Genomic DNA, 21193 nt, shown 5'->3' on the forward strand with positions numbered 1-21193 from the left:
ATGCGGGTAATTAGTTTAATCAATGGGTCTTTAATCTCGGAAAATTCAACTATTTATGCACTCCATTATGCAAAATTTTTGGGGTATAAACTTACTTTAATTTATATCAATGGAAAAGATGATATTAAAGAAGTAAAGAAAAATGCCAAAGAGTTAATAAATTTAGCTAAAAAATTTGAAGTAGAAAGTGAATTTTTAACTTTTGATAAATTAAATGAGTTAAAAGAGTTTGTAGAATCGAAAGATATTGATATGATGTTTTGTTCTACAAGACATAAACATTCTATTTTAGATAAGTCGTTTATACAAAAGATAATAAAAAAAGAGATAAAAGTTGACTTAGCAGTTGCTAAGATTCTAAAATTAGGACAGGCTGATAATGTAGATAATATTATTTTACCTATTAGAGGCTCGAGACTTTCTGTTAGAAAATTTACTCTTTTTTCTGCTTTCGTTTTGGCTTACTTTTCTAAAAGTGAAATTTATTCTGTGGATAAAGTCTTTCCTATGGAATTTAATACACAAAATCAAAAAGAAAAACTTAAAGAGGTTATATTCAATTTAAGACACTATTTTAAATTAGCTAAAATGATGAATTTTAAATTTTCTATAAAACATGATTTTGCGTTAGTTGAAGAAGAAAAAGTTCAAACTCATATTGCAAGTGGTGGATATGATTTAGCAATTATTGGGGCTCATCATAATAATAGTTTTTTTGGAAAACATCCAATAGATATTTTATTTGAAAAACCTATAATAAATAGTATCTATTTTATTCCATATAAGGATGAACCATGAAACCTTTTGAATTAAATAAAGATAAATTATTTAAAGAATTTAAAACAAATAAAGATGGATTAACTCAAGATGAGGTATCAAAAAGACTAGATGAATTTGGTCAAAATGTTATTGAAGGTAAAAAAAAGAAAAATTATATAAAAGAGTATTTTATTCAATATATTCAATTTTTCCCTATTTTACTTGAAATTGCTGGTATTTTAGCATTTATAGCAAATTATTATCAACCAAATCAGGGAAATGATATTTTAGGTTATGCTATTTTTGGAGCAGTCTTTATAAATGCATCGTTTACTTTTTGGCAAAATTTTAAAGCGGATAAGGCAATGGAAGCACTTCTAAAACTTATGCCCACAATTGTAAAAGTAAAAAGAGATGGAAAAGTAGAAGAAATTGATGCAAATACTTTAGTCCCAGGAGATATAATAATTTTAGAAGAGGGAGACAAAATAGCCGCCGATGCGGTGCTTATTGAAGCAAATGAAATTTATATAAATACCTCATCTCTTGATGGGGAATCTAAACCCTCAAAAAGAGAGCTTAAAAGTGGGGGAGCAAAAAGAAGTATTGATGCAAAAAATATGGTCTATGCAGGGACAAGTGTAGTTAATGGAAGTGGAGAAGCAGTAGTTGTAGCGACGGCAATGGCTACGGAATTTGGAAAAATAGCAACACTTACGGGTAATATCGAAAAAGGGCTTACTCCTCTTGAAAAAGAGGTTATAAATATGACTAAAATTTTAACAGTTTTGGCGTTACTTGCGGGAGTTGTCTTTTTTTTCCTTGGATATTTTTCTGGGAAAGGTGTTTTAATAGCGGCAATTTTTGCACTTTCTTTGATTGTAGCAAATGTACCAGAAGGATTGCTTCCTACAATTACTCTTTCACTCTCTTTAGCATCTCAAAGAATGGCAAAAAAGAATGCACTTATCAAAAATTTAGCATCTGTTCAAACATTAGGGAGTGTAACAACTATTTGCACAGATAAAACAGGAACTCTTACAAAAAATGAAATGACTTTGCAAGAGATATATCTTATAAGTGGAGAAAAAATTTTTCTTAGTGGTAGTGGATATTTAACAGAAGGAGAATTCAAGATAGAAAATGAAAATGAAAATTCTAAAAACAATCTTTCTAATTTATTAAAAGCTGGTTGGTATAATTCAAGAGCAACTATTGAAGAAGGAAAAATAGTCGGAGATCCTACAGAATTAGCACTTGTGGCAGCGGCTAAAAAATGTAAAATTAATTTCAATTTCGAAAAAATAAAAGAGAATCCTTTTTCAAGTGATAGAAAAATGATGTCCACTTTTGGAACAATGGAAGATAAAGAAATTCTTTTTGTAAAAGGAGCACCAGAAGTAATTTTTGCTAAAGTTACTCATTATCAAGATAAAGATGGTATAAAAGAGTTTGATGAAAATGTAAAAGAAAAAATGTTAAAAGAACTTCATAATTTTGAAAATAGGGCGTTTAGAGTTTTAGCTATTGCTATAAATGATAAAGATGACGAGAATAATCTTACGCTTTTAGGACTTGTAGCTATTATGGATATTGCAAGAGAAGAGGTAAAAGAGGCGCTTGGTAAATGTTACACGGCGGGAATTAGAACAATTATGATAACAGGAGACAATCCAAACACCGCTGCAGCAATAGGTAAAAAAATTGGACTTAGATTTGATGGAGTTATGACGGGAGATGAGGTTGCAAAACTTAGTGATAATGAACTTCAAAAATTATTAAAAGAGAAAACTTATATTTTTGCAAGAATGGCAAGTAATCAAAAACTCAAAATTGCTGATGCTCTTCAAAAAAATGGTGAAGTGGTAGCTATGACGGGAGATGGAGTTAACGATTCTCCTTCACTTAAAAAAGCTGATATTGGTATTGCTATGGGAAGTGGAACAGATGTTGCAAAAGAAGCAAGCGATATGATACTTCTTGATGATAATTTTAATTCTATTGTTTCAGCTATTGAAGAGGGAAGAACGGTATATTTTAATATCAAAAAATTTGTTACTTATATTCTTTCGTCAAATATTCCAGAGATTGTGCCTTATGTAATGTCATTTTTCTTTAAAATTCCAAATCCACTTTCAGTTATTCAAATTCTTTCAATTGATTTAGGCTCAGATATGCTTCCGGGGCTTGCATTAGGAAGTGAAAAACCAGAAAAAAATATTATGAAAAGACCACCAGTTGGAAAAGATGAAAAAATTCTTGATTGGGAAGTATTTAAAAGAGGATATTTTTTCATCGGTATCATCGAAGCAAGTGCAGCAATGTTTGCTTTTATTACTTTTCTTTTGTCTCACGGATGGCAATATGGTCAAGTAAATTTAAATGATCCAGTGTTTCACGCACAAGCTATGACGATGACCCTTTTGGGAGCAGTTACTTGTCAATTAGCAAATGTATGGACTTTGAGGAGTTGGGATTTTAATATTTGGACACTTAGTTGGGAATCAAATAAAGCTATACTTTTTGCTATGGTAGCGGTTTTTGCGTGGATATGGGCACTTTTAAATGTAGAAGCAGTGCAAAAAGTATTTAATACAGCTCATGTGCCACTTTCTGATTTGTGGATACTTATACCTTTTCCTATTTTACTTTTAGTATCACATGAAACTTATAAATATTTGAGACTGAAAAAAATGAAAAGTTTACATTTTGATTAAATTTAGAAAATTATGGAATTTTTATTAATGAAGAAAAAAATAAAAAAATAGTGTTATAATCTCAATAGGAAAAGTGAAAGTAATGCTGATTCCTACAAATGAAGAGTTACAAATTGCAAAAGAAGCAACAAATTTACTAAGGGAGAAAAAATGAGTAAATACATAAAATGGTTTAAGGATTTAAGTGTTAATGATGTAGTAGAAGTAGGGGGAAAAAACGCAAATTTAGGGGAAATGTATAGTAGTTTAGTAAGTGCAGGAGTAAAAGTTCCAAATGGATATGCAGTTACGGCAAGTGCTTATAAATATATTTTGGATTATAATAATTTGTGGGATAAACTAAAAAATATTTTAGATAATATGAATATAAATGATGTAATTTCTTTACAAAAAGCAGGGGAAGGTTGTAGAAATTTAATTGAAAATGCTATTGTTCCCGATGATTTAAAAGATGAAATTATAAATAATTTTTATGAATTAAAAAAAGAGTATGGAAATGATGTATCAGTTGCAGTTCGTTCAAGTGCCACAGCGGAGGATTCACCAGAAGCCAGTTTTGCAGGTCAAAATGAGACATATTTAAATATTCAAGATGAAAAAGCATTAATTGATTCATACAAAAGATGTTTAGCAAGTAATTTTACAGATAGAAGTATTCATTATAAATATGATAATGGATTTGATAATTTAAAAGTTTATCTTTCAGTTGTTGTTATGAAAATGGTTAGAAGTGATTTAGCAAGTGCTGGGGTTATGTTCTCACTTGATACAGAAACTGGATTTAAAGATGTGGTATTTATCAATGCTTCTTGGGGACTTGGAGAAAATGTAGTCTTGGGTGCGGTTGAACCAGATAGTTTTTATATTCATAAGCCTACATTTAATAAAGGATATAAAACAGTTTTAAAAAGAAAACTTGGGAATAAAAATGTCAAAATGATATTTACAAAAGAGGCAAATATCTCAAATATGGCATATGAATATACTAAAAATGTGCCTACAAACGAAAAAGAAATGAGTCAATTTTCTATAACTGACGCGGATGCTGTAATTCTTGGAGATTATGCAATTAAAATAGAAAATCATTATTCTGAAAAATTTGGATTTCATAAACCAATGGATATGGAATGGGCAAAAGATGGGCTAACTGGTGAAATATATGTAGTTCAAGCAAGACCTGAAACTGTAGAATCACAAAAAAAGGATGATGTTTTAGAAATCTATTCTCTAAAAGAGAAAGGAAAGATTCTTTTAACAGGTGGAGCAGTTGGAACAAAAATAGGAGCTGGAAAAGTTCATATTATACATGATATCTCTGAAATGGATACCTTTAAAGATGGAGAAGTGTTAGTTTCAGATATTACAACTCCAGATTGGGAACCAATTATGAAAAAGGCGTCCGCTTTAATTACAAACAAAGGTGGTAGAACTTGTCATGCGGCAATTGTATCTCGTGAGCTTGGACTTCCAGCAGTTGTAGGGACTGAAAATGCAACAGAAAGTTTAAAAGATGGTGATGAAGTTACAGTTTCTTGTGCCGAAGGTGAAACTGGATTTATTTATGAAGGTATTTTAAAATATAATGTTACAAAAACAGATTTAAATAATTTAGCTAAAACAAAAACTGAAATTATGATGAATTTAGGAAATCCAGACCAAGCTTTTTCATTATCATATCTTCCAGTTGATGGGATAGGTTTAGCAAGAATGGAATTTATAATTAATAATTATATAAAAGTTCATCCAATGGCCTTGTTACATCCAGAAAAAGTAGATAATGAAACTAAAAAAGAGTTAGATAAGATAGCAGTATCTTTTTCTTCAAAAGAAGAATTTTTCATAAAAACATTAAGTGAAGGTGTTGCTACTATAGCGGCAAGTGTATATCCCAAAGATTGTGTAGTTAGAATGAGTGATTTTAAATCAAATGAGTATGCAAGTTTGCTTGGAGGAGAATTCTTCGAGCCAAAAGAAGATAATCCAATGATAGGTTTTAGAGGTGCATCAAGATATGCCAATCCAGCTTATGAAGAAGGGTTTAGTTTAGAGTGTAAAGCTATGAAAAGAGCAAGAGAAGAGATGGGATTTGATAATATTATTTTAATGATTCCTTTTTGTAGAAGAGTTGAAGAAGGTAAAAAAGTTATTGAAACAATGGCTAAATATGGACTTAAACAAGGCATTAATGGGCTTAAAATCTATGTAATGTGTGAGATTCCTAATAATGTAATTTTGATAGATGAATTTGCAAAAATTTTTGATGGATTTAGTATTGGAAGTAATGATTTAACTCAACTAACATTAGGAGTTGATAGAGATAGCGAAATAGTTGCATTTGATTATGATGAAAGAGATCCTGGGGTTGAAAAAATGATAGATTTGGCAATTGATGGAGCAAAAAGAAATAATCGTCATTCTGGAATTTGTGGTCAAGCACCAAGTGATTATCCAGAATTTGCAGAGTTTTTAGTGAAAAAAGGTATTGATTCTATTAGTTTAAATCCTGATAGTGTCTTAAAAATAAAACAAGATATTTTAGAGTTAGAAAAAAAATTAGGTAAATAAAATGAAAACAGATATTTTAGTAATAGGTGGGGGGCCTGCTGGAATAGTGGCAGCTACTTCAAGCAAGGCATATTATTCAGATAAAAAAGTAATGGTTGTCAAAAATGATCCAACAACATTAGTTCCTTGTGGGCTTCCATATATTTTTGGAGATAAAATTGAATTTGATGATGATATTGTAGATTGGGATATGATAGCCCAAAAAAAAGATATTGAATTAGCTATAAATGAAGTTGTAAATGTTAATTATGATGATAAAAAAGTAATTCTAAAAAATGGCGAAGATATAGAGTATGATAAATTAATCTTTGCTATTGGCTCTATGCCTAAAAAAATTTCAAAATATAATCATCTAAAAAATGTTTTTTATATTTCTAAAAATTCACAAGAACTTAAAAAAACTTATGAAGAATTAAAACAAAATAAAGATATTAAAAATATTACAGTTGTTGGAACTGGATTTATTGGAGTTGAAACTGGACTTGAACTTTACAAATATGGAAAAAATATCTCTTTTGTAGGAAGTAAATTATTGGGACATGCCTTTGATGATGAATTTACTCAAATGATAGAAAATATTGTCTTAAAAGATGGTATGAAACATTATAAGGCTCATTTGAGTGATATTGAAGAAAAAGATAATTTAGCAAAAGTTGTAATAACTGATAAAGGTGAGAAAATAGAAGCTGACGCAGTTATAATTGCTATTGGTTATACTCCAAATACAGAACTAGCTAAAAAAACAGGACTTTCTTTGAGAGGTGAGTTTATTTATGTAGATGAATATATGAGAACTACAAAAAAAGATGTTTTTGCTGTAGGTGATTGTGCCGAGAAGAGAGATTTTATTACTAAAAGAACAACTCCAATTATGCTTGCATCTACGGCAACTGCAGAAGCTAGAACAGTCGTAAGTGCTTTATATGGAATTAAATATGCAAAAACTTTCTCAGGAACAATTGCTATTTTTTCAACTGTTGTAGATAATAGAGTATTTTCATCAGTGGGAGTTACAGAAGCTGAGGCGTTAAAAGAGGGATTAGAAGTAGAATCAGCTATGGTTACAGTGGATGATAAACACCCAGCAAAATTGCCAAATGATTCAAAACAGACAATAAAACTCATTTGTATGAAAAGAAGTGGAGCAGTTGTGGGTGCTCAGATTGTTGGAAATGTAGATGTAGGAGAGATGATAAATATTTTAGGTTTAGCTATTGAAAATCATGTAAATATTTATTCATTAATTAATCTTCAAGTTGCTACTCATCCTCTTTTAACTTCAGCTCCAACTTCATATCCAATAGCAAAAGTAGCAGAAGTGTTAGATTTAAAAATAAATAAGGAAAGATAATGAAAGTGGGGGTTATAGGGGCCGGAAATGTAGGCGTTGGAGTATTAGATAGTTTAGTTTATTTAGGAGTAGCAAAAGAAATATTTTTATTTAATAGAACATTAGAAAAAGCCCAAGGGGAGATTTTTGATTTAGAAGATTCTTTACCATTTTTAAATGATATGAAACTTAGCGCTACAAATAATTATGATGATTTGAAAGAGTGTGAGGTTATTGTAATTACAGCGGGTGTTAAACAAAAAGTAGGTCAAACAAGATTAGAGCTTTTAAATCAAAATGTTGATATTATTAAGTCGATTATAAACGAACTTGATAAAATTAGTTTAACTTCTAAAATTATAATTGTTACAAATCCAGTAGATATTCTTACAAGAATTGCAAAAGAAGTTACAAAAAGAGATGAAAATTTAACTTTTGGAAGTGGAACAGTTTTGGATTCTATTAGACTTCAAGAAGCAATTTCAAAAGAAATAGGTGTTAGCACAAAAGATATTCATGCTTATGTTATAGGAGAACATGGAGATAGTGAATTTGTTTTATGGTCTATGGCAATGGCTGGGTGTGTTGAAATAGATAAAATTAAACAAATTGATAAGGAAACTATAGAAAATAGAGTGAGAAAAAGAGCTTATAAAATAATAGAGAAAAAAGGCTTTACAAAACAAGCAATTGGAGTTGCAGTTGCTACGATTATAAAAGCTATTGTTAATGATGAAAAAAGGATTTTTACAGTTTCTAGTGTTTTAGATTGTAGATGTTTTGAAAGTAAAGTTTGTATTTCTCAACCTTGTATTATAGGAAAAGATGGAATTGAGAGAAAACTTTTAATAGAGTGTGATGATGAGGAGAAACAATTACTTCAAAAATCTATAAATAAATTAGATGAGGTTTATCAATCTACTAAATGAAATTTATAGAATTAGGATTAGTGGAATATGAAAGATTTTTACAAATTCAAAACTATTTGCATAAAAGAGCAATAAGAGAAAATAAAGAATATACTCTTTTTGCAAGTCATTATCCTGTTTTTACAAGAGGAGTAAATGAAAAAGAATTTGAATTTGCTTTGAGGGTTGATAGAGGTGGAAGTATTACATATTTTGATGAAGGTAGTTTTATGATTTATTTTATTCATAAAGTTCCAAGCCCACCAATTTTTTATAAAAGAGTGGTTAAAATATTAAAAGAGTTTTTTAGTTTTGATAAAAATATAGTTTTTGATAGCAAAAAAGCAGGCTTTTATATCGAAAATAGAAAAATCTGTTCTATTGGGCTTAGTTATAAAAAAGGATACTCAAAACATGGAGTAAGTATTCATTTAAATAATAATTTAGAAAATTTCAATAAAATTAATCCTTGTAATTTAGAAGGAATTAAGGCAACTTCTTTACATAATGAGGGGTATGAATTTTTAAGAGAGGAAGTAAAAAAAAGAGTAGTAAATATTTTTGCAAAGGAAAAAATTTGAAATATTTCAAACCAAAAGTAAAAGCTCCAATTGATGAAGTTATAGAAAAAACAAATTTTATAATTAAAAAATATAACTTAAATACAATTTGCTTCTCTTCAAAATGTCCAAACATTAGTGAATGTTTTTCAAGAGGGGTTGCTACTTTTATGATTTTAGGAAATATTTGTACAAAAAATTGTAGATTTTGTAATGTTACTTCTGCAAAACCTCTAAAAGTTGATGAGAATGAACCACAAAAAATAGCTGAAGCGGTTAAATATTTAAATTTAGATTATGTAGTTATAACTTCTCCAGATAGGGATGATTTGAATGATTATGGAAGCAGTCAATTTGTCAAGGTAATAGAAGAGATTTCAAAAATTAATAATCAAATTAAAATAGAAGCTTTAACTCCAAGTTTTGAGGGAGATTTAAACTCTTTGGAAAGTTTAGTAAATTCAAAAGCTTATAAATTAGCTCACAATATCGAAACAACTGAAAATCTTCATAAATATTTAAAACCAAAAAGTGACTATAAACTTAGTTTAGATGTTTTAGAATTTTATTCAAAATATAAGCTTACAAAATCTTCAATCATTGTGGGATTTGGAGAAAATATTAAAGATTTAAAATTAACTTTCAAAGACTTATCAAATGCAGGAGTTAAACAACTTACAATTGGACAATATTTACAACCAAGTCCAAAACATACAAAAGTAGTAAAATATTATACAAATGAAGAGTTTAAGGAGCTAGAATTGATAGCAAAAGAGTATGGTTTTGAAAGTGTAATTAGTGGCCAATTAGTTAGAAGTAGTTATTATGCAGATAAATTATAAAAATTACAAAGGAGTCAAAATGAACAATATGATGTTAAAAAAGTTTTATTATTTAATGAAACTTGGACGGGAATTTGAGTTAAGAAGTAAACAAGAATATATGAATGGAAATATTGCAGGTTTTTTGCATTTAGATATAGGTCAAGAAGCCATAAGCATAGGAAGTATGTTGGCCTTTGAAAAAGGGGATGTATTTGCTCATTATAGAGAGCATGTTTTAGCGATTGCAAGAGGAATTGAACCTAAATATATAATGGCAGAACTTTTTGGAAAAAAAACTGGAGTAAGCTCGGGAAAAGGCGGAAGTATGCATCTTTTTGAGCCAAAGCTTGGTTTTTATGGTGGAGATGCAATTGTAGGGGGACATTTACCACTTGCGGTTGGTTGTGCATATGCAAGAAAACTTCAAGGAGAAAAAGCAGGAGTTTTTGCTATTTTTGGAGATGGTGCTACAAATGGTGGTGCCTTTTTTGAAAGTATAAATAATGCTACAACTAATAAACTTCCTTTAATATTTTTTCTTGAAAATAATCAATATGCGATAGGAACGCACATAACTTGGACTTCTCCATTTTTAGAGCAATATAATAAAGTTAAAAATTATATGCCAACGATATTAATTGATGGAATGGATGTAATCGAAGTTTATAATGCTGTAATAAAAGCAAAAGAGCATATTGAAAATGGACTTGGTCCGATTTTTATAGAAGCTATGACTTACAGATATGAAGGTCATTCAATAAGTGACGCGGGAAAATATAGAAGTGAGGAAGAGTTAAATATTTACAAATCAAAAGACCCAATTAAGAAATTAAAAGAGTATGCTATAAATGAAGAGAGTGTGGATGAAAAGTGGTTTGATGAAACTGATGAAAAGATATCAAAAGAGATAGATGAAGCGGTAGAATTTGCTTCTCATTCACCAGAACCAGATGATGAAGAACTTTTTGATGATGTTTTTTGCGAAAATTGCGAAGTGTAAGGGGGAATTATGTTATACAGAGAAGCATTAAATAAAGCGATTGATGAGATGATGGAAGAAGATGAAAGTGTTGTTATTTTAGGGGAAGATGTAGGAAGATATGGGGGAAGTTATAGAGTTAGTGAAGGTTTGTATGCAAAATATGGAGGAAAAAGAGTAATGGATACTCCAATTGCAGAGCTTAGCATCGTTGGAAATTCTGTAGGTATGGCTCTTGCAGGGCTTAGACCAATTGCAGAAATAATGACTACAAATTTTTCACTTTTAGCCTTTGACCAAATTATAAATCACGCAAGTAAACTAAGATATATGAGTGCAGGAAAGTTAGCTGTTCCATTAGTTGTAAGAATGGCGACTGGAGTTTCAAGACAGTTAGCAGCTCAACATAGTGAAAATTATGATTCAATGTTTATAAATGTGCCAGGACTGAAAGTTATTTCTCCAAGTAATCCGACGAGTGCTTATTATTCATTGAAATATGCTATCAAATCAAATGACCCAATAATTTTTCTTGAGCACGAACTTCTTTATCCAAAAGATGAAGAGTTTAAAGAAGTTGAAAATTTCAATCCTTTCAAAGCTGAAATAGTAAAAGAGGGGGAACAGTTAACTCTTATAACTTATTCAAAAATGAGATACGACTGTTTAGAAGCTTTAAAAGATATTGATTTAGATGTAGAATTAATTGATTTAAATTCAATTAGTCCAATTGACATCAAAACTATTAAAAAATCTATTTCAAAAACTAAAAAAGTGGTAATTGTAGAAGAAGAATCATAAAACAGGGGGAGTAGGTGGAGAAATAGTTGCCCAAATAGTAGAGAATTGTTTTTATGATTTAGATGCTCCAATTCTTAGAATAAGTGGTGAAGATGTTCCAATCCCATATAACAGAAAATTAGAACTTCTTTCTATTCCAACTCCGGATAAAATAGTTGCTAAAATCAATGAATGGAGAAGTCAAAATGGAATATAAAGTAACTATGCCTATTTTGTCTGATACGATGGATAAAGGGACGATTGTAAAATGGCACAAAAAGGAAGGGGAGAAAGTAAAAAAAGGCGAAGTGATTGCTGATGTTGAAAGTGATAAAGCAGTTATTGAGGTTGAGAGTTTTTATGATGGATATATTCATCTCCTTTATAAAGAAGGAGACGCGGTTGAGGTTAAAAAAGATATAGCAATTATTTATGATAAACCTTTGAAAGAGGTATCAAAAAAAGAAGTTTCAGAGGAGTCAGAGAAAGTAATTCAAAAAGAAAATCCACAAAAAATCATTCAAAAAGAAATAAAAAAAACTCCAAAAAAAGAAGTAAAAAAAGAGATTAAAATTGTAAGTAATAATTTTTCAAATAGTTCTGCTTCTCCTGTGGCAAAAAAAATAGCAAGTGAATTAAATATTGACTTAGAAAAACTTCAAAATGAAAATAAAGTTAATATTCCAACTCACGAAATAGATATAAAAGAGTATATTTATAGTCATTATTTTACTCCAAAAGCTAAAAAATTAGCAAAAGAGTATGATATTTTAGATAAATTTATATTTAATCATAAAATTAATTCTGATGAGGTAAGAAAATATATTTTAGAAAATAATTTACCTAAAAAAATCTCTTTAACTCCAAATCAAATAGGTATAATTAAAAATGTAGAAAATGCTATAAAAAAGCCAACTTTTAATATTTATGATGAAATAGAGATAACTTCTAAAAACGAGTTTAAAATAACAACTTTGATTATAAAAGTATTAGCAAATACAATGCAAAAATATCCTAAAAGTAGAACTATTTTAGAAAATGACACACTTTTAGAATTTCAAAATTCAAATATTTCAATAGCCGTAGATAGAGAAGATGGGCTTTATATGATAGTTTTAAAAGAGGTAGAAAAATTGACTTTGTTTGAAATAGATGAGTGGCTTAAAAATATTAAAATAAAACGATTAAATCTTAATGATTTAAAAGGCTCAACAGGTGGGATTAGTAATCTTGGAATGTTTGGAATTGATAGCTTTGATGCTTTAATAAATGATAAAGATAGTTTTATGATTGCCTTTGGTGCTATGAAAGAGAATAAAATAAAAATAACTGCAAAATTTGACCATCGAATTTTTAATGGAGTAGATGCAAGTAAATTTGTAATGGATTTCAAAGGTGGATTTAATGAAATATGATGTAATTTTTATAGGTGGAGGGCTTAATTATGTGGGTGCTATATTTTTAGCAAGAAGTGGCAAAAAAGTAGCGTTAATTGAAAAAGATTTAGCTCATATTGGTGGGACTTGCTTGAATAATGGGTGTATTCCTTCAAAAAAATTGCTTCATAGAACAAAAACACTTTTTGAGACGAAAGAAGAATATTTTACTCCTTCAAAATTAGATATTAAAAAATTGCTTAAAAATATAGAAATTGAAAGAAAAATATTAGTTTCTAGTGTAACTAAACAAATAAAAGCAAGCGGAGTTGAGGTAATAGAGGGAGTTGCAAAACTTATTTCTAAAAATGAAATAAAAGTAGATGATAAAATTTTTGAAAGTGATTATATTGTAATTGGAACTGGTGCAAAACCTTTTATTTCAGAGGGAATTGAAATTGATTATAAAAAAATTATTACAGGTAATGAAGCTTTACATTTAGAAAAGTTACCAAAAGAGATAATAATTTATGGAGGAGGTGCAATTGCTCTTGAATTTGCAGGATATTTTGCAATAAATGGAGTAAAAACTACTCTAATTTATAGAAGAGATAACTTCAAAATGCACGAAAAAATATCACAAAATCTAAAACAACAACTTCAAAAAATAGGTGTAGAATTAAAATTTAACACTTCAATAAAAAGTGCAAAAGTTGATAAAAAAGTAGAAATTATCACTCAAAATGATAAAAAATTACAAACTGAAATGCTTTTAGTGGCAACTGGAAGAAAAGCAAATTTAGAGTTTTTAGAGTATGAATTAGAACTTCAAAAAGGTGCTATCAAAACAAATCAATATTTTCAAACAAGTGAAGAGAATGTTTTTGCAATAGGTGATTGTAATGGGAAATTATCATTAGCTCATGCGGCAAGAAAAGAGGCTATTAATGTGGCTAACTTTTTAAATGGTAAAAAAGAGGTTTTAAATTTAAATAATATTCCTAAATTTATATTTACACTTCCACTAAGTTATGCATTAATTGGTGTAAAAAGTGAAAAAGAGATAGTCTATCCACTAAAAGCACTTGGAGTTGCAAGTGCAGTTGATGGCAGTGGAAATGGGTTAATAGTTATTTATTATGATAAAGATAAATTTATTACAGGAGCTGAGCTATTTATGCCAAATGCAGAAGAATTGATATCTATTTTTGGAGAGATAATAGCCGGAGAAATGGATGCAAAAACAGCTCTCAACACTACTTTTGCTCATCCAACTTTTTCAGAAATATTTGATTATGCTTTAAGAAAAATTCAATAATTTGTAGTAAATAGTTACAAATATTATTAAATTATATTAATATTGGAATTTACTGTTTAATAGAAGTGATATAATCTTAACATATAAATTAAAAAAGGTTTAAAATGAATATGAATAAAATTATTTCAGGGTTTTTCTTTATTCTCGCAATGACTATTAATTTTGGGTTTTTTTATGGTGATCCTACCGTTATTGCACAACATAGTGCATGGGAATTATTTTTCGCAATTATTGTAAATTTAATTGCAACTACTATGAAATTAGGAGATAAAACTCAATTAGGGGCGGTTTTATTAGCTACAAGTTTAGTCGCTGATTTACAACTTATATTATCTGCTGTTGTATGGGGTGTAGCTTTGTATGGAATTAAAGATTTTAATGTTACAACATCAGTAACAATTGTTTCTCTTTCCGGTGGAGCATTGCTCGCAAATATTGTTTCAGTTATTTTATTTATAGCAGATACTATAAAATCAAAAAGATAATAATGGATAATCAAGTAATTTGGATTGTTTTAAAAAAGCTAAGAATTCCATTTTTAGTTTTGTTATTTACTTTTTCTGTTTCTATAATAGGACTTATGTTAATTCCCACGGTTGATAATAGTGGTCATATTTATCATTTAAATTTTTTTGATGCTTTCTATTTCGTAAGTTATATGGCTACGACTATAGGGTTTGGAGAAGGACCTTATGCTTTTACTTATCCTCAAAAACTTTGGGTTACATTTTCTATTTATATTACAGTTATAGGTTGGTTTTATGCTATAGGGACTATTGTAGCACTAATACAAGATGAGTCACTTAAAAAAGCAATAAATATTAGAAAATTTATAACTCAAATCAAATATTTAAAAGAAGATTTTTTTATAATATTGGGTTATAATAGAATTACAAAAGAAATTATAAATAATTCTAATTTTAGGTTTGTAGTTATAGATAAAATAGAAGAAAAAGTTGATGAATTGTATTTAGAAGAATTTAATCCATATGTACCTGCTATTGCAGGAGATGGAATGAATGAAAATATTTTAAAATATGCAGGGATTAAATTAAAATATTGTAAAGGGGTTATATCACTTTTTGAGGATGATGCTAAAAATATGCAAATTGCTACAATCTGTAAACTTTTAAATCCAAATATTGAGCTTATTGTCAAAGCTACTTCAAAAAATCAAGAAGATTATTATAAGTCACTTGGAATAAAATATATTGTAAATCCTTTCAAAATAATTTCAGATAGAATCTATTTAAATCTTACAAAGTCTTATATATGGCTTTTGGAACTTTGGGCTTTTGGGCATAAATTAAGTTTAGAAAAAAAAGATTTTTTACCAAAAGGAAATTATTTAATATGTGGATATGGTGGAATGGGTCATGCTTTAGAAGAAGGACTTAAACGAGCAGATATATCATTTAATATTTTAAAAATAGATTCAAAAAATTATGAACAAGAAAAAGGAACAGTGATTTTTGGGGATGAAGAAGATCAGAAATTATTAGAAAATTTTGATATTAAAAATGTAGAAGTAATAATTGCAGCTACAAATAACGATTTATTAAACTTAACTATTATAAATAAGGCAAAAAAATTAAATCCTTCTATTATTACTATCGCAAGAGAGAATTCGTTAGATGGTATTACTATTTTCCAAGCTTCAGATATTTATAGACTTTATGTTTTGGAAAAAATTACGGCAGAATATGCAATAATAAATATTTCTAGACCTTTAGTCAATACTTTTATCAAAGAAATAAGAAAAAAAGAAAATGAGTGGGCTGAAATAATAGTTAATATGTTAAAAAATATAGCAGGAGAAAATCCAATTTATTATGAAATTACAATAAATGAAAAAAGTGCATATGCCCTTATTCTAAAACTTAAAAAAGGCAAAAAAATTACATTAGGAGATATAAGAAAATCAAGAGCTAATAGAAATGAACTTTTAAAAATAGTTTATTTGCTTTTAAAAAGGGGTGAAGAAATTATTTTGATGCCAACTCCTGATATTGAAATCCAAGAAAATGATAGGTTGTTAATAGCTTCTAATGATGAAAATTTAGAGGATTTTGAATATATTATAAATAATATTTATGAACTAGAATATGTGCTAGGGGAAGGGTAAGGTATATTTATATGATAAATAAAAATCGATAAAAATAAAAGTTATTTTTTATAAAAATTTAAAATTTTAATTTATATTTTATATAAACTTGGAGATGTTTTTGGTATAATAGTTTACATGAAAAGCCTTTGTGTATTATATTCTATAAAGTTTTTTTTGTAATAAAAAATTATAGTATTATAATTCATAATAGAAAGGATTTCTAAAATTTAATTTCTAAGTGGCTCTATTATGTACCAATTTACTTTTTGGATAAAATAATTAAAATATAAAATAAAGAGACTAAATATGAGAGCAATAGAAACAGAAAAAGCAATAAAACAAATTGTAAGAAGTGCCGTTGAAGCTTATGCTAACGGATTTGAGACAAGACATATTGGAGAAGTTAATGATCCAAAAGGAACAATAAATATGAAAATGCATAATGTATTTATTTCTGCACTTGCTGAAGAAATACAATATTATACTTCATTAGTTCGTTCACTTGATAGTTCAATGGGAAATATGCTTGAAAAGATGGCAATAAATATTGCAAAATTATTTTATGAAGTAGAGCAAAGTGTAGAAGGTGAATTATATCCAGAGCAAACAGCAAAAATAGCTGAATTATTAGAAGGATATAAAAATAGTAAAAACAGTTTAAAACCATTAATTTCTCATTATGATGAGATTAAAAATCTTACAACAAATTCAGATGTAATAGTTAAAACTCATGTTAGTGATTATTATTTATTTGACAAACAAACTAATACACATCATTTAATTGAACTTAAAATAGGTGGAGATTTAGATAATAAGAAAGCTAGAAGTGAAAAAGAAGCAATATTTGAGCAATATGCAATTCTCTCAAATTCTTTAGGAAAAAATGCAAATATAAAATGTCATTTTGCAACTGCCTATAATAGATTTGGAGAAGATAAAGAGTGGAAACAAACTAGAGTTTTACAATTTTTTGCAAAAGAAGAATTATTAATTGGTAAAGATTTTTGGAATCTTGTATGTTGTAGCGATAGGGGCTATGAAATAGTTATAGATGAATATAGAAAATCAGCATATTTAATTAATAATGCATTAGAAAATATTAAACAAGAATACTTAGGTTAATTAAAATGATTGTACCTATAAAATTATTACAACATGATAATATATTAGAAAATAGACTATCTCCTATTTTAAAATGGGCTGGAGGGAAAGAACAAGAATTAAAATATATTCATCCAGCAATACCAAAGAAATTTAATAACTATTATGAACCATTTATTGGGGGTGGAGCAGTTTATTTTTCAATTAATGCAAATAAGCTATTTATTAATGATAAATCTTATGAGCTTATTGATTTATATAATACTATCAAAAATGAAGATAAATTATTTTTTAAAATTATGAATGAAATTATTTATAATTGGGAATTATTAGAAAAAATTGTAAGTAATAATTCTAATGAATTTATTAATTGTTACATTAACTTTTCAAAAAATAAAATAACAGAATTAGATATTAAAAACTGGATTGTTGAATTTATATTTAAACACTCTGCTGAATTTAATGGTATGCTAAAATCTAATTTTAATATTAATCTTGAGAATTTTATTAAAGAACTTAATAAAAATCTTGTTAATAAAACAAAAAGAATGAAAAAGATTGAGTTGGAAAAAGGTAAACTTCCAAATAAAGATATTCTTGATAATATTGAATCAGCTTTTAAGAGTGCTTTTTATATGCATTTTAGACATCTTTATAATAATATTGAAAAATACAATATTGAAAAATACAAAGAAGTAGCAATTTTCTTTTTTATAAGAAATTTTGCTTATAGTGGAATGTTTAGATATAACAAAAGTGGAGCTTTTAATGTACCTTACAGGTGGAATAGGATACAATAGAAAAAACTTATCTAAAAAACTTGATTATTTACAATCAAAAGAACTTATTACACATCTAAATAAAACAAAAATAACTAATTTAGACTTTGAAGATTTTTTTATGCATAACAAACCTAAAAAAGATGATTTTATATTTTTAGACCCACCTTATGATAGTGAATTTAGTACTTATGCACAAAATGAATTTACTAAAGATGACCAAAAAAGGTTAGCAAATTACCTTATAAATGAATGTCAAGCTAAATGGATGATTATAATTAAAAATACTGATTTTATATTTGATTTGTATGATAAAAAAAATATAAATATCAATACATTTGATAAAAAATATATGGTAAGCTTTCAAAATAGAAATAATAGAAATACTAAACATTTACTAATTAGAAATTATAAGGATTAAAATATGGGAAGAATTACAGAAAGAGAGCTTATAGCTCCAGCATTAAAATTATTAGAAAAATATAATAGTTTAACAACAACAGAATTGATTGATAAATTAAGAGATCTACTAAAACCTAGTGGCGATGATTTAAAAATTTTAAAAAATAGAAAGGATGATGCTTTTTCACAAAAAGTTAGAAATTTAAAATCTCATAATTCATTTACTGGAGATAAAAATGAATTTGTAACCTATCATAATGGAGTTTATACAATTACAGAAAAAGGTAAGATTCATATAAAAAATGTATATCTATAAAATGATGATAAATAATAATTACAGAATTTTTAATTGTGATAGTTTAGAATTTATTAAAACAATGAGAACAAACTCTGTAGATTTTATATTTACAGATCCGCCATATAATCTAAATAAGTATTCAACTGGCAATATAAAATTTAAATATAGAAGTGATATTAATAATGATATAGCTGATTGGGATAGAAATTTTGATCCTAAAGATTATCAAAAGGAATTTTTAAGAATATTAAAACCAAATGGTAATATATTTGTATTTACTTCTCCTAATACTATAGGATGATGGCATAAAGTATATGATCCTATTTTTGACACTTTTTAGTTTTTTGTTTGGCATAAAACAAATCTAACACCAAAATTTATGAAAGCAGGATTTCTAAATAGTTGTGAAATGATAGCTTGTATGTGGAATAAAGGACATACTTGGAATTTTGGAAAACAGAATGAAATGCAATTTTTTTGAAACTCTAATATGTATGCGACCCGAAAGAATTCAAAATCCAAAATATTTTCTACTCAAAAACCAGTTAAATTATTAAAACATATAATTAAAATGGCAACAAATGAAAATGATGTTATTTTTGATCCATTTATGGGAGTTGGTTCAACATGTGTAGTAGCTTTAGAATTAAATATAAAATTTATTGGTATTGAAATTGATAAAACATATTTTTAGGCATCTAAAAAATGTATAGTAAAATATCTAATAAAACATAGAATAGACAAGCTATCACAGTGTTAGCTCTTATGTATTCCGGGAACGAAAGGCGAGAAAAAGTGAAAACTTTTACTACAATGGATGCGCAAAAATAGCCTTGAATGCTACTTTTTTGCATCCAAGTTTTGCAGAAATATTTGATTATACTTTAAGAAAAATTATATAAATCTACTTACCCATTGTTCGAATTGTGGTGCAGGTAAGGCTCCACTTACTCTATCAACTTCTACACCATTTTTAAAAGCTACAATTGTAGGAATACTTCTAATTCTATATTTTGCAGATACATTTGGTGCTCTATCTGTCTCAACTTTTACAAATTGAGCTTTTAAAGGGAAGTTTTGAGCAATGTTAGCAAATGTAGGTGCAAACATTTTACAAGGACCACACCACTCAGCCCAAAAATCTATAATTACAGGTAAATCTGTATTTGAGATGAAATATTCAAAGTTAGAATCATCTAAATGAGCTGGAGTATTATCAAGTAAATTTGTTTTGCAATGTCCACACACTGCTTTTTTATAACTATCTTTTTTGGGAATTCTATTTATTTTTAAACATTTTGGACAAACTACATTAATTGTTTCCATTTTTGCTCCTTTTTGTATATAATATATTTATATTATAACAATCTTTATAACAAAAATCAAGTAAAGGAAACAGATGAAAATAGCATCAATAGATGTTGGACTTAAGAGAATAGGTGTTGCTTATACTCCTGATGAAAAAGTTGTAGTGCCACTTTCAGCAGTTATTAGAAAAAATAGAAATCAAGCAAGCACGGATGTTAGTAAACTTTTGGAAGAGTGGGGAATTGACAAACTGGTAGTAGGACTTCCTTTTACAAATGAAGATACAAGTAATAGAATTAAACATTTCACAAATTTATTGGAGTTTAAAGGTGAAATTGTATTCCAAGATGAGAGTTATTCAAGTGTGGAAGTGGAAAATATGATGAAAGGAAAAATAAAATATAAAAGAGATGGAAGAATTGACAGCTTAGCTGCCAAAAATATCCTTGAGAGATACTTAAAGTTGAATTGATAATTTTCAATTATCAATTAATTTTTATTTTGCTTGATTTTGAATATATTCATCCATTTCGTTAACGATTTCTTCAATTCCTCTTTCTCCATTAATTTTATGAAGTAAAGTTTTGCTTTCATAGAATTTTTGAATATCAGCTAATGGGTCTGTATAAACTTTCATTCTGTTGTTGAATACAGTTTCGTTATCATCAGCTCCTCTTGCTCTTCCTAAAACTCTGTCTTTTGCAACTTCTTCGCTTACTTCAACTTCGATAACTTTTACAAGTTTTACATCATTTTCTTTTTCTAAGATTTCATCAAGTGCCATCATTTGTTCTACGCTTCTTGGGAATCCATCAATTAATACAATGTTTTTATCAGCTGATTTGATAGCAGTTACGATTGTGTCAATTACGATATTTAAAGGAACTAAATTTCCATTATTTACGAAACTTGCAATTGTTTTACCAAGTTCGCTTCCGCTTGCTACTTCAGCTCTAAGTAAATCTCCTGTTGAAAAGTGTGCTACTTTGTTTGGATGCCTTTCTGCAATTAACTCAGCATCTGTTGTTTTTCCACTTCCTGGGGCACCTATAATTAAAAATAATTTTTTACTCATTTGTTTT

The 21193-nt window shown here is 27.9% G+C and carries 21 protein-coding genes and 1 pseudogene; 20 read left to right on the forward strand and 2 right to left on the reverse strand.

From position 1 onward, the window contains the following. From ACZ5OA_RS03670 to ACZ5OA_RS03760, 19 genes and pseudogenes are all read left to right on the forward strand, one after another. Complete coding sequence (locus ACZ5OA_RS03670; RefSeq protein WP_464908176.1) at window positions 1–798, forward strand: hypothetical protein; 798 nt, start codon at window positions 1–3, stop codon at window positions 796–798. Next, the gene (locus tag ACZ5OA_RS03675; RefSeq protein ID WP_464908177.1) at window positions 795–3476 is read left to right on the forward strand and encodes a cation-translocating P-type ATPase; all 2682 of its coding nucleotides are present in this window, start codon (window positions 795–797) and stop codon (window positions 3474–3476) included. The genes ACZ5OA_RS03670 and ACZ5OA_RS03675 overlap by 4 nt, the downstream gene beginning before the upstream one ends. Window positions 3477–3626: 150 nt before the next feature. Next, window positions 3627–6041, forward strand: a complete 2415-nt coding sequence (gene ppsA, locus ACZ5OA_RS03680) for a phosphoenolpyruvate synthase (protein WP_464908178.1) — start codon at window positions 3627–3629, stop codon at window positions 6039–6041. 1 nt (window position 6042) lies between these two features. Further along, complete coding sequence (locus ACZ5OA_RS03685) at window positions 6043–7392, forward strand: FAD-dependent oxidoreductase (protein ID WP_464908179.1); 1350 nt, start codon at window positions 6043–6045, stop codon at window positions 7390–7392. Continuing rightward, the gene (locus tag ACZ5OA_RS03690) at window positions 7392–8300 is read left to right on the forward strand and encodes a malate dehydrogenase (protein WP_464908180.1); all 909 of its coding nucleotides are present in this window, start codon (window positions 7392–7394) and stop codon (window positions 8298–8300) included. Before ACZ5OA_RS03685 ends, ACZ5OA_RS03690 begins: the two co-directional genes overlap by 1 nt. Further along, on the forward strand, window positions 8297–8860 hold the full coding sequence (locus tag ACZ5OA_RS03695) for a lipoyl protein ligase domain-containing protein (protein WP_464908181.1): 564 nt from the start codon (window positions 8297–8299) through the stop codon (window positions 8858–8860). Before ACZ5OA_RS03690 ends, ACZ5OA_RS03695 begins: the two co-directional genes overlap by 4 nt. Continuing rightward, window positions 8857–9681 carry a lipoyl synthase gene (locus tag ACZ5OA_RS03700; RefSeq protein ID WP_464908182.1) on the forward strand — a complete coding sequence of 275 codons (825 nt, stop codon included), beginning with the start codon at window positions 8857–8859 and terminating at the stop codon, window positions 9679–9681. Before ACZ5OA_RS03695 ends, ACZ5OA_RS03700 begins: the two co-directional genes overlap by 4 nt. 19 nt (window positions 9682–9700) lie before the next feature. Continuing rightward, window positions 9701–10663, forward strand: a complete 963-nt coding sequence (locus tag ACZ5OA_RS03705; RefSeq protein ID WP_464908183.1) for a thiamine pyrophosphate-dependent dehydrogenase E1 component subunit alpha — start codon at window positions 9701–9703, stop codon at window positions 10661–10663. A 9-nt stretch (window positions 10664–10672) separates the two neighbouring features. Then, window positions 10673–11639: pseudogene (locus tag ACZ5OA_RS03710) on the forward strand (alpha-ketoacid dehydrogenase subunit beta). Beyond that, window positions 11629–12837 (forward strand): 2-oxo acid dehydrogenase subunit E2, encoded by a 1209-nt coding sequence (locus ACZ5OA_RS03715; protein ID WP_464908184.1) that lies wholly within the window; start codon window positions 11629–11631, stop codon window positions 12835–12837. Before ACZ5OA_RS03710 ends, ACZ5OA_RS03715 begins: the two are co-directional and overlap by 11 nt. After that, window positions 12827–14116 carry a dihydrolipoyl dehydrogenase family protein gene (locus ACZ5OA_RS03720; RefSeq protein ID WP_464908185.1) on the forward strand — a complete coding sequence of 430 codons (1290 nt, stop codon included), beginning with the start codon at window positions 12827–12829 and terminating at the stop codon, window positions 14114–14116. The genes ACZ5OA_RS03715 and ACZ5OA_RS03720 overlap by 11 nt, the downstream gene beginning before the upstream one ends. 104 nt (window positions 14117–14220) lie before the next feature. Further along, entirely contained in the window at window positions 14221–14601 is a 381-nt protein-coding gene (locus tag ACZ5OA_RS03725; RefSeq protein WP_464908186.1) for a DUF6394 family protein, read from the forward strand. A gap of 2 nt (window positions 14602–14603) precedes the next feature. Then, window positions 14604–16241, forward strand: coding sequence for an NAD-binding protein (locus tag ACZ5OA_RS03730; protein WP_464908187.1), 1638 nt, complete (start codon window positions 14604–14606; stop codon window positions 16239–16241). A gap of 288 nt (window positions 16242–16529) precedes the next feature. Beyond that, on the forward strand, window positions 16530–17345 hold the full coding sequence (locus ACZ5OA_RS03735; RefSeq protein WP_464908188.1) for a TdeIII family type II restriction endonuclease: 816 nt from the start codon (window positions 16530–16532) through the stop codon (window positions 17343–17345). Window positions 17346–17350: 5 nt separating this feature from the next. Further along, window positions 17351–18124: a DNA adenine methylase gene (locus ACZ5OA_RS03740; protein ID WP_464908189.1), complete on the forward strand. Its 774-nt coding sequence runs from the start codon at window positions 17351–17353 to the stop codon at window positions 18122–18124. After that, a complete protein-coding gene (locus ACZ5OA_RS03745; protein ID WP_464908190.1) occupies window positions 18093–18524 on the forward strand; it encodes a DNA adenine methylase in 432 nt (143 codons plus the stop codon). Before ACZ5OA_RS03740 ends, ACZ5OA_RS03745 begins: the two co-directional genes overlap by 32 nt. Window positions 18525–18527: 3 nt before the next feature. Continuing rightward, the gene (locus ACZ5OA_RS03750) at window positions 18528–18821 is read left to right on the forward strand and encodes a hypothetical protein (protein ID WP_464908191.1); all 294 of its coding nucleotides are present in this window, start codon (window positions 18528–18530) and stop codon (window positions 18819–18821) included. After that, the gene (locus tag ACZ5OA_RS03755; protein ID WP_464908192.1) at window positions 18808–19104 is read left to right on the forward strand and encodes a DNA methyltransferase; all 297 of its coding nucleotides are present in this window, start codon (window positions 18808–18810) and stop codon (window positions 19102–19104) included. Before ACZ5OA_RS03750 ends, ACZ5OA_RS03755 begins: the two co-directional genes overlap by 14 nt. Before the next feature lie 189 nt (window positions 19105–19293). Continuing rightward, window positions 19294–19497, forward strand: a complete 204-nt coding sequence (locus ACZ5OA_RS03760) for a DNA methyltransferase (RefSeq protein ID WP_464908193.1) — start codon at window positions 19294–19296, stop codon at window positions 19495–19497. 200 nt (window positions 19498–19697) lie between these two features. On the opposite strand, the gene trxC is transcribed toward ACZ5OA_RS03760, so the two are convergent. Further along, window positions 19698–20129: a thioredoxin TrxC gene (trxC, locus tag ACZ5OA_RS03765; protein WP_464908194.1), complete on the reverse strand. Its 432-nt coding sequence runs from the start codon at window positions 20127–20129 to the stop codon at window positions 19698–19700. 73 nt (window positions 20130–20202) lie between these two features. Between trxC and ruvX the strand changes: the two genes are divergently transcribed. Further along, entirely contained in the window at window positions 20203–20583 is a 381-nt protein-coding gene (gene ruvX / locus ACZ5OA_RS03770; protein ID WP_464908195.1) for a Holliday junction resolvase RuvX, read from the forward strand. A gap of 24 nt (window positions 20584–20607) precedes the next feature. Here the strand turns inward: ruvX and ACZ5OA_RS03775 are convergent, their stop codons facing one another. Then, window positions 20608–21186 carry an adenylate kinase gene (locus tag ACZ5OA_RS03775; RefSeq protein WP_464908196.1) on the reverse strand — a complete coding sequence of 193 codons (579 nt, stop codon included), beginning with the start codon at window positions 21184–21186 and terminating at the stop codon, window positions 20608–20610. Between the last annotated feature and the right edge of the window lie 7 nt (window positions 21187–21193).

The sequence above is a fragment of the Thioreductor micantisoli genome, assembly GCF_055392745.1.

What these genes read in the sequence shown, in the direction of transcription:
- ACZ5OA_RS03760 (WP_464908193.1), top strand. Translation starts at nt 19,294, where the DNA reads ATGTATGCGACCCGAAAGAATTCAAAATCCAAAATATTTTCTACTCAA.
- ACZ5OA_RS03745 (WP_464908190.1), top strand. Translation starts at nt 18,093, where the DNA reads ATGTACCTTACAGGTGGAATAGGATACAATAGAAAAAACTTATCTAAA.
- ACZ5OA_RS03735 (WP_464908188.1), top strand. Translation starts at nt 16,530, where the DNA reads ATGAGAGCAATAGAAACAGAAAAAGCAATAAAACAAATTGTAAGAAGT.
- ppsA (WP_464908178.1), top strand. Translation starts at nt 3,627, where the DNA reads ATGAGTAAATACATAAAATGGTTTAAGGATTTAAGTGTTAATGATGTA.
- ACZ5OA_RS03740 (WP_464908189.1), top strand. Translation starts at nt 17,351, where the DNA reads ATGATTGTACCTATAAAATTATTACAACATGATAATATATTAGAAAAT.
- ACZ5OA_RS03685 (WP_464908179.1), top strand. Translation starts at nt 6,043, where the DNA reads ATGAAAACAGATATTTTAGTAATAGGTGGGGGGCCTGCTGGAATAGTG.
- trxC (WP_464908194.1), bottom strand. Translation starts at nt 20,129, where the DNA reads ATGGAAACAATTAATGTAGTTTGTCCAAAATGTTTAAAAATAAATAGA.
- ACZ5OA_RS03690 (WP_464908180.1), top strand. Translation starts at nt 7,392, where the DNA reads ATGAAAGTGGGGGTTATAGGGGCCGGAAATGTAGGCGTTGGAGTATTA.
- ACZ5OA_RS03720 (WP_464908185.1), top strand. Translation starts at nt 12,827, where the DNA reads ATGAAATATGATGTAATTTTTATAGGTGGAGGGCTTAATTATGTGGGT.
- ACZ5OA_RS03725 (WP_464908186.1), top strand. Translation starts at nt 14,221, where the DNA reads ATGAATATGAATAAAATTATTTCAGGGTTTTTCTTTATTCTCGCAATG.
- ACZ5OA_RS03775 (WP_464908196.1), bottom strand. Translation starts at nt 21,186, where the DNA reads ATGAGTAAAAAATTATTTTTAATTATAGGTGCCCCAGGAAGTGGAAAA.
- ACZ5OA_RS03730 (WP_464908187.1), top strand. Translation starts at nt 14,604, where the DNA reads ATGGATAATCAAGTAATTTGGATTGTTTTAAAAAAGCTAAGAATTCCA.
- ACZ5OA_RS03695 (WP_464908181.1), top strand. Translation starts at nt 8,297, where the DNA reads ATGAAATTTATAGAATTAGGATTAGTGGAATATGAAAGATTTTTACAA.
- ACZ5OA_RS03670 (WP_464908176.1), top strand. Translation starts at nt 1, where the DNA reads ATGCGGGTAATTAGTTTAATCAATGGGTCTTTAATCTCGGAAAATTCA.
- ACZ5OA_RS03675 (WP_464908177.1), top strand. Translation starts at nt 795, where the DNA reads ATGAAACCTTTTGAATTAAATAAAGATAAATTATTTAAAGAATTTAAA.
- ACZ5OA_RS03705 (WP_464908183.1), top strand. Translation starts at nt 9,701, where the DNA reads ATGAACAATATGATGTTAAAAAAGTTTTATTATTTAATGAAACTTGGA.
- ACZ5OA_RS03715 (WP_464908184.1), top strand. Translation starts at nt 11,629, where the DNA reads ATGGAATATAAAGTAACTATGCCTATTTTGTCTGATACGATGGATAAA.
- ACZ5OA_RS03755 (WP_464908192.1), top strand. Translation starts at nt 18,808, where the DNA reads ATGTATATCTATAAAATGATGATAAATAATAATTACAGAATTTTTAAT.
- ACZ5OA_RS03750 (WP_464908191.1), top strand. Translation starts at nt 18,528, where the DNA reads ATGGGAAGAATTACAGAAAGAGAGCTTATAGCTCCAGCATTAAAATTA.
- ruvX (WP_464908195.1), top strand. Translation starts at nt 20,203, where the DNA reads ATGAAAATAGCATCAATAGATGTTGGACTTAAGAGAATAGGTGTTGCT.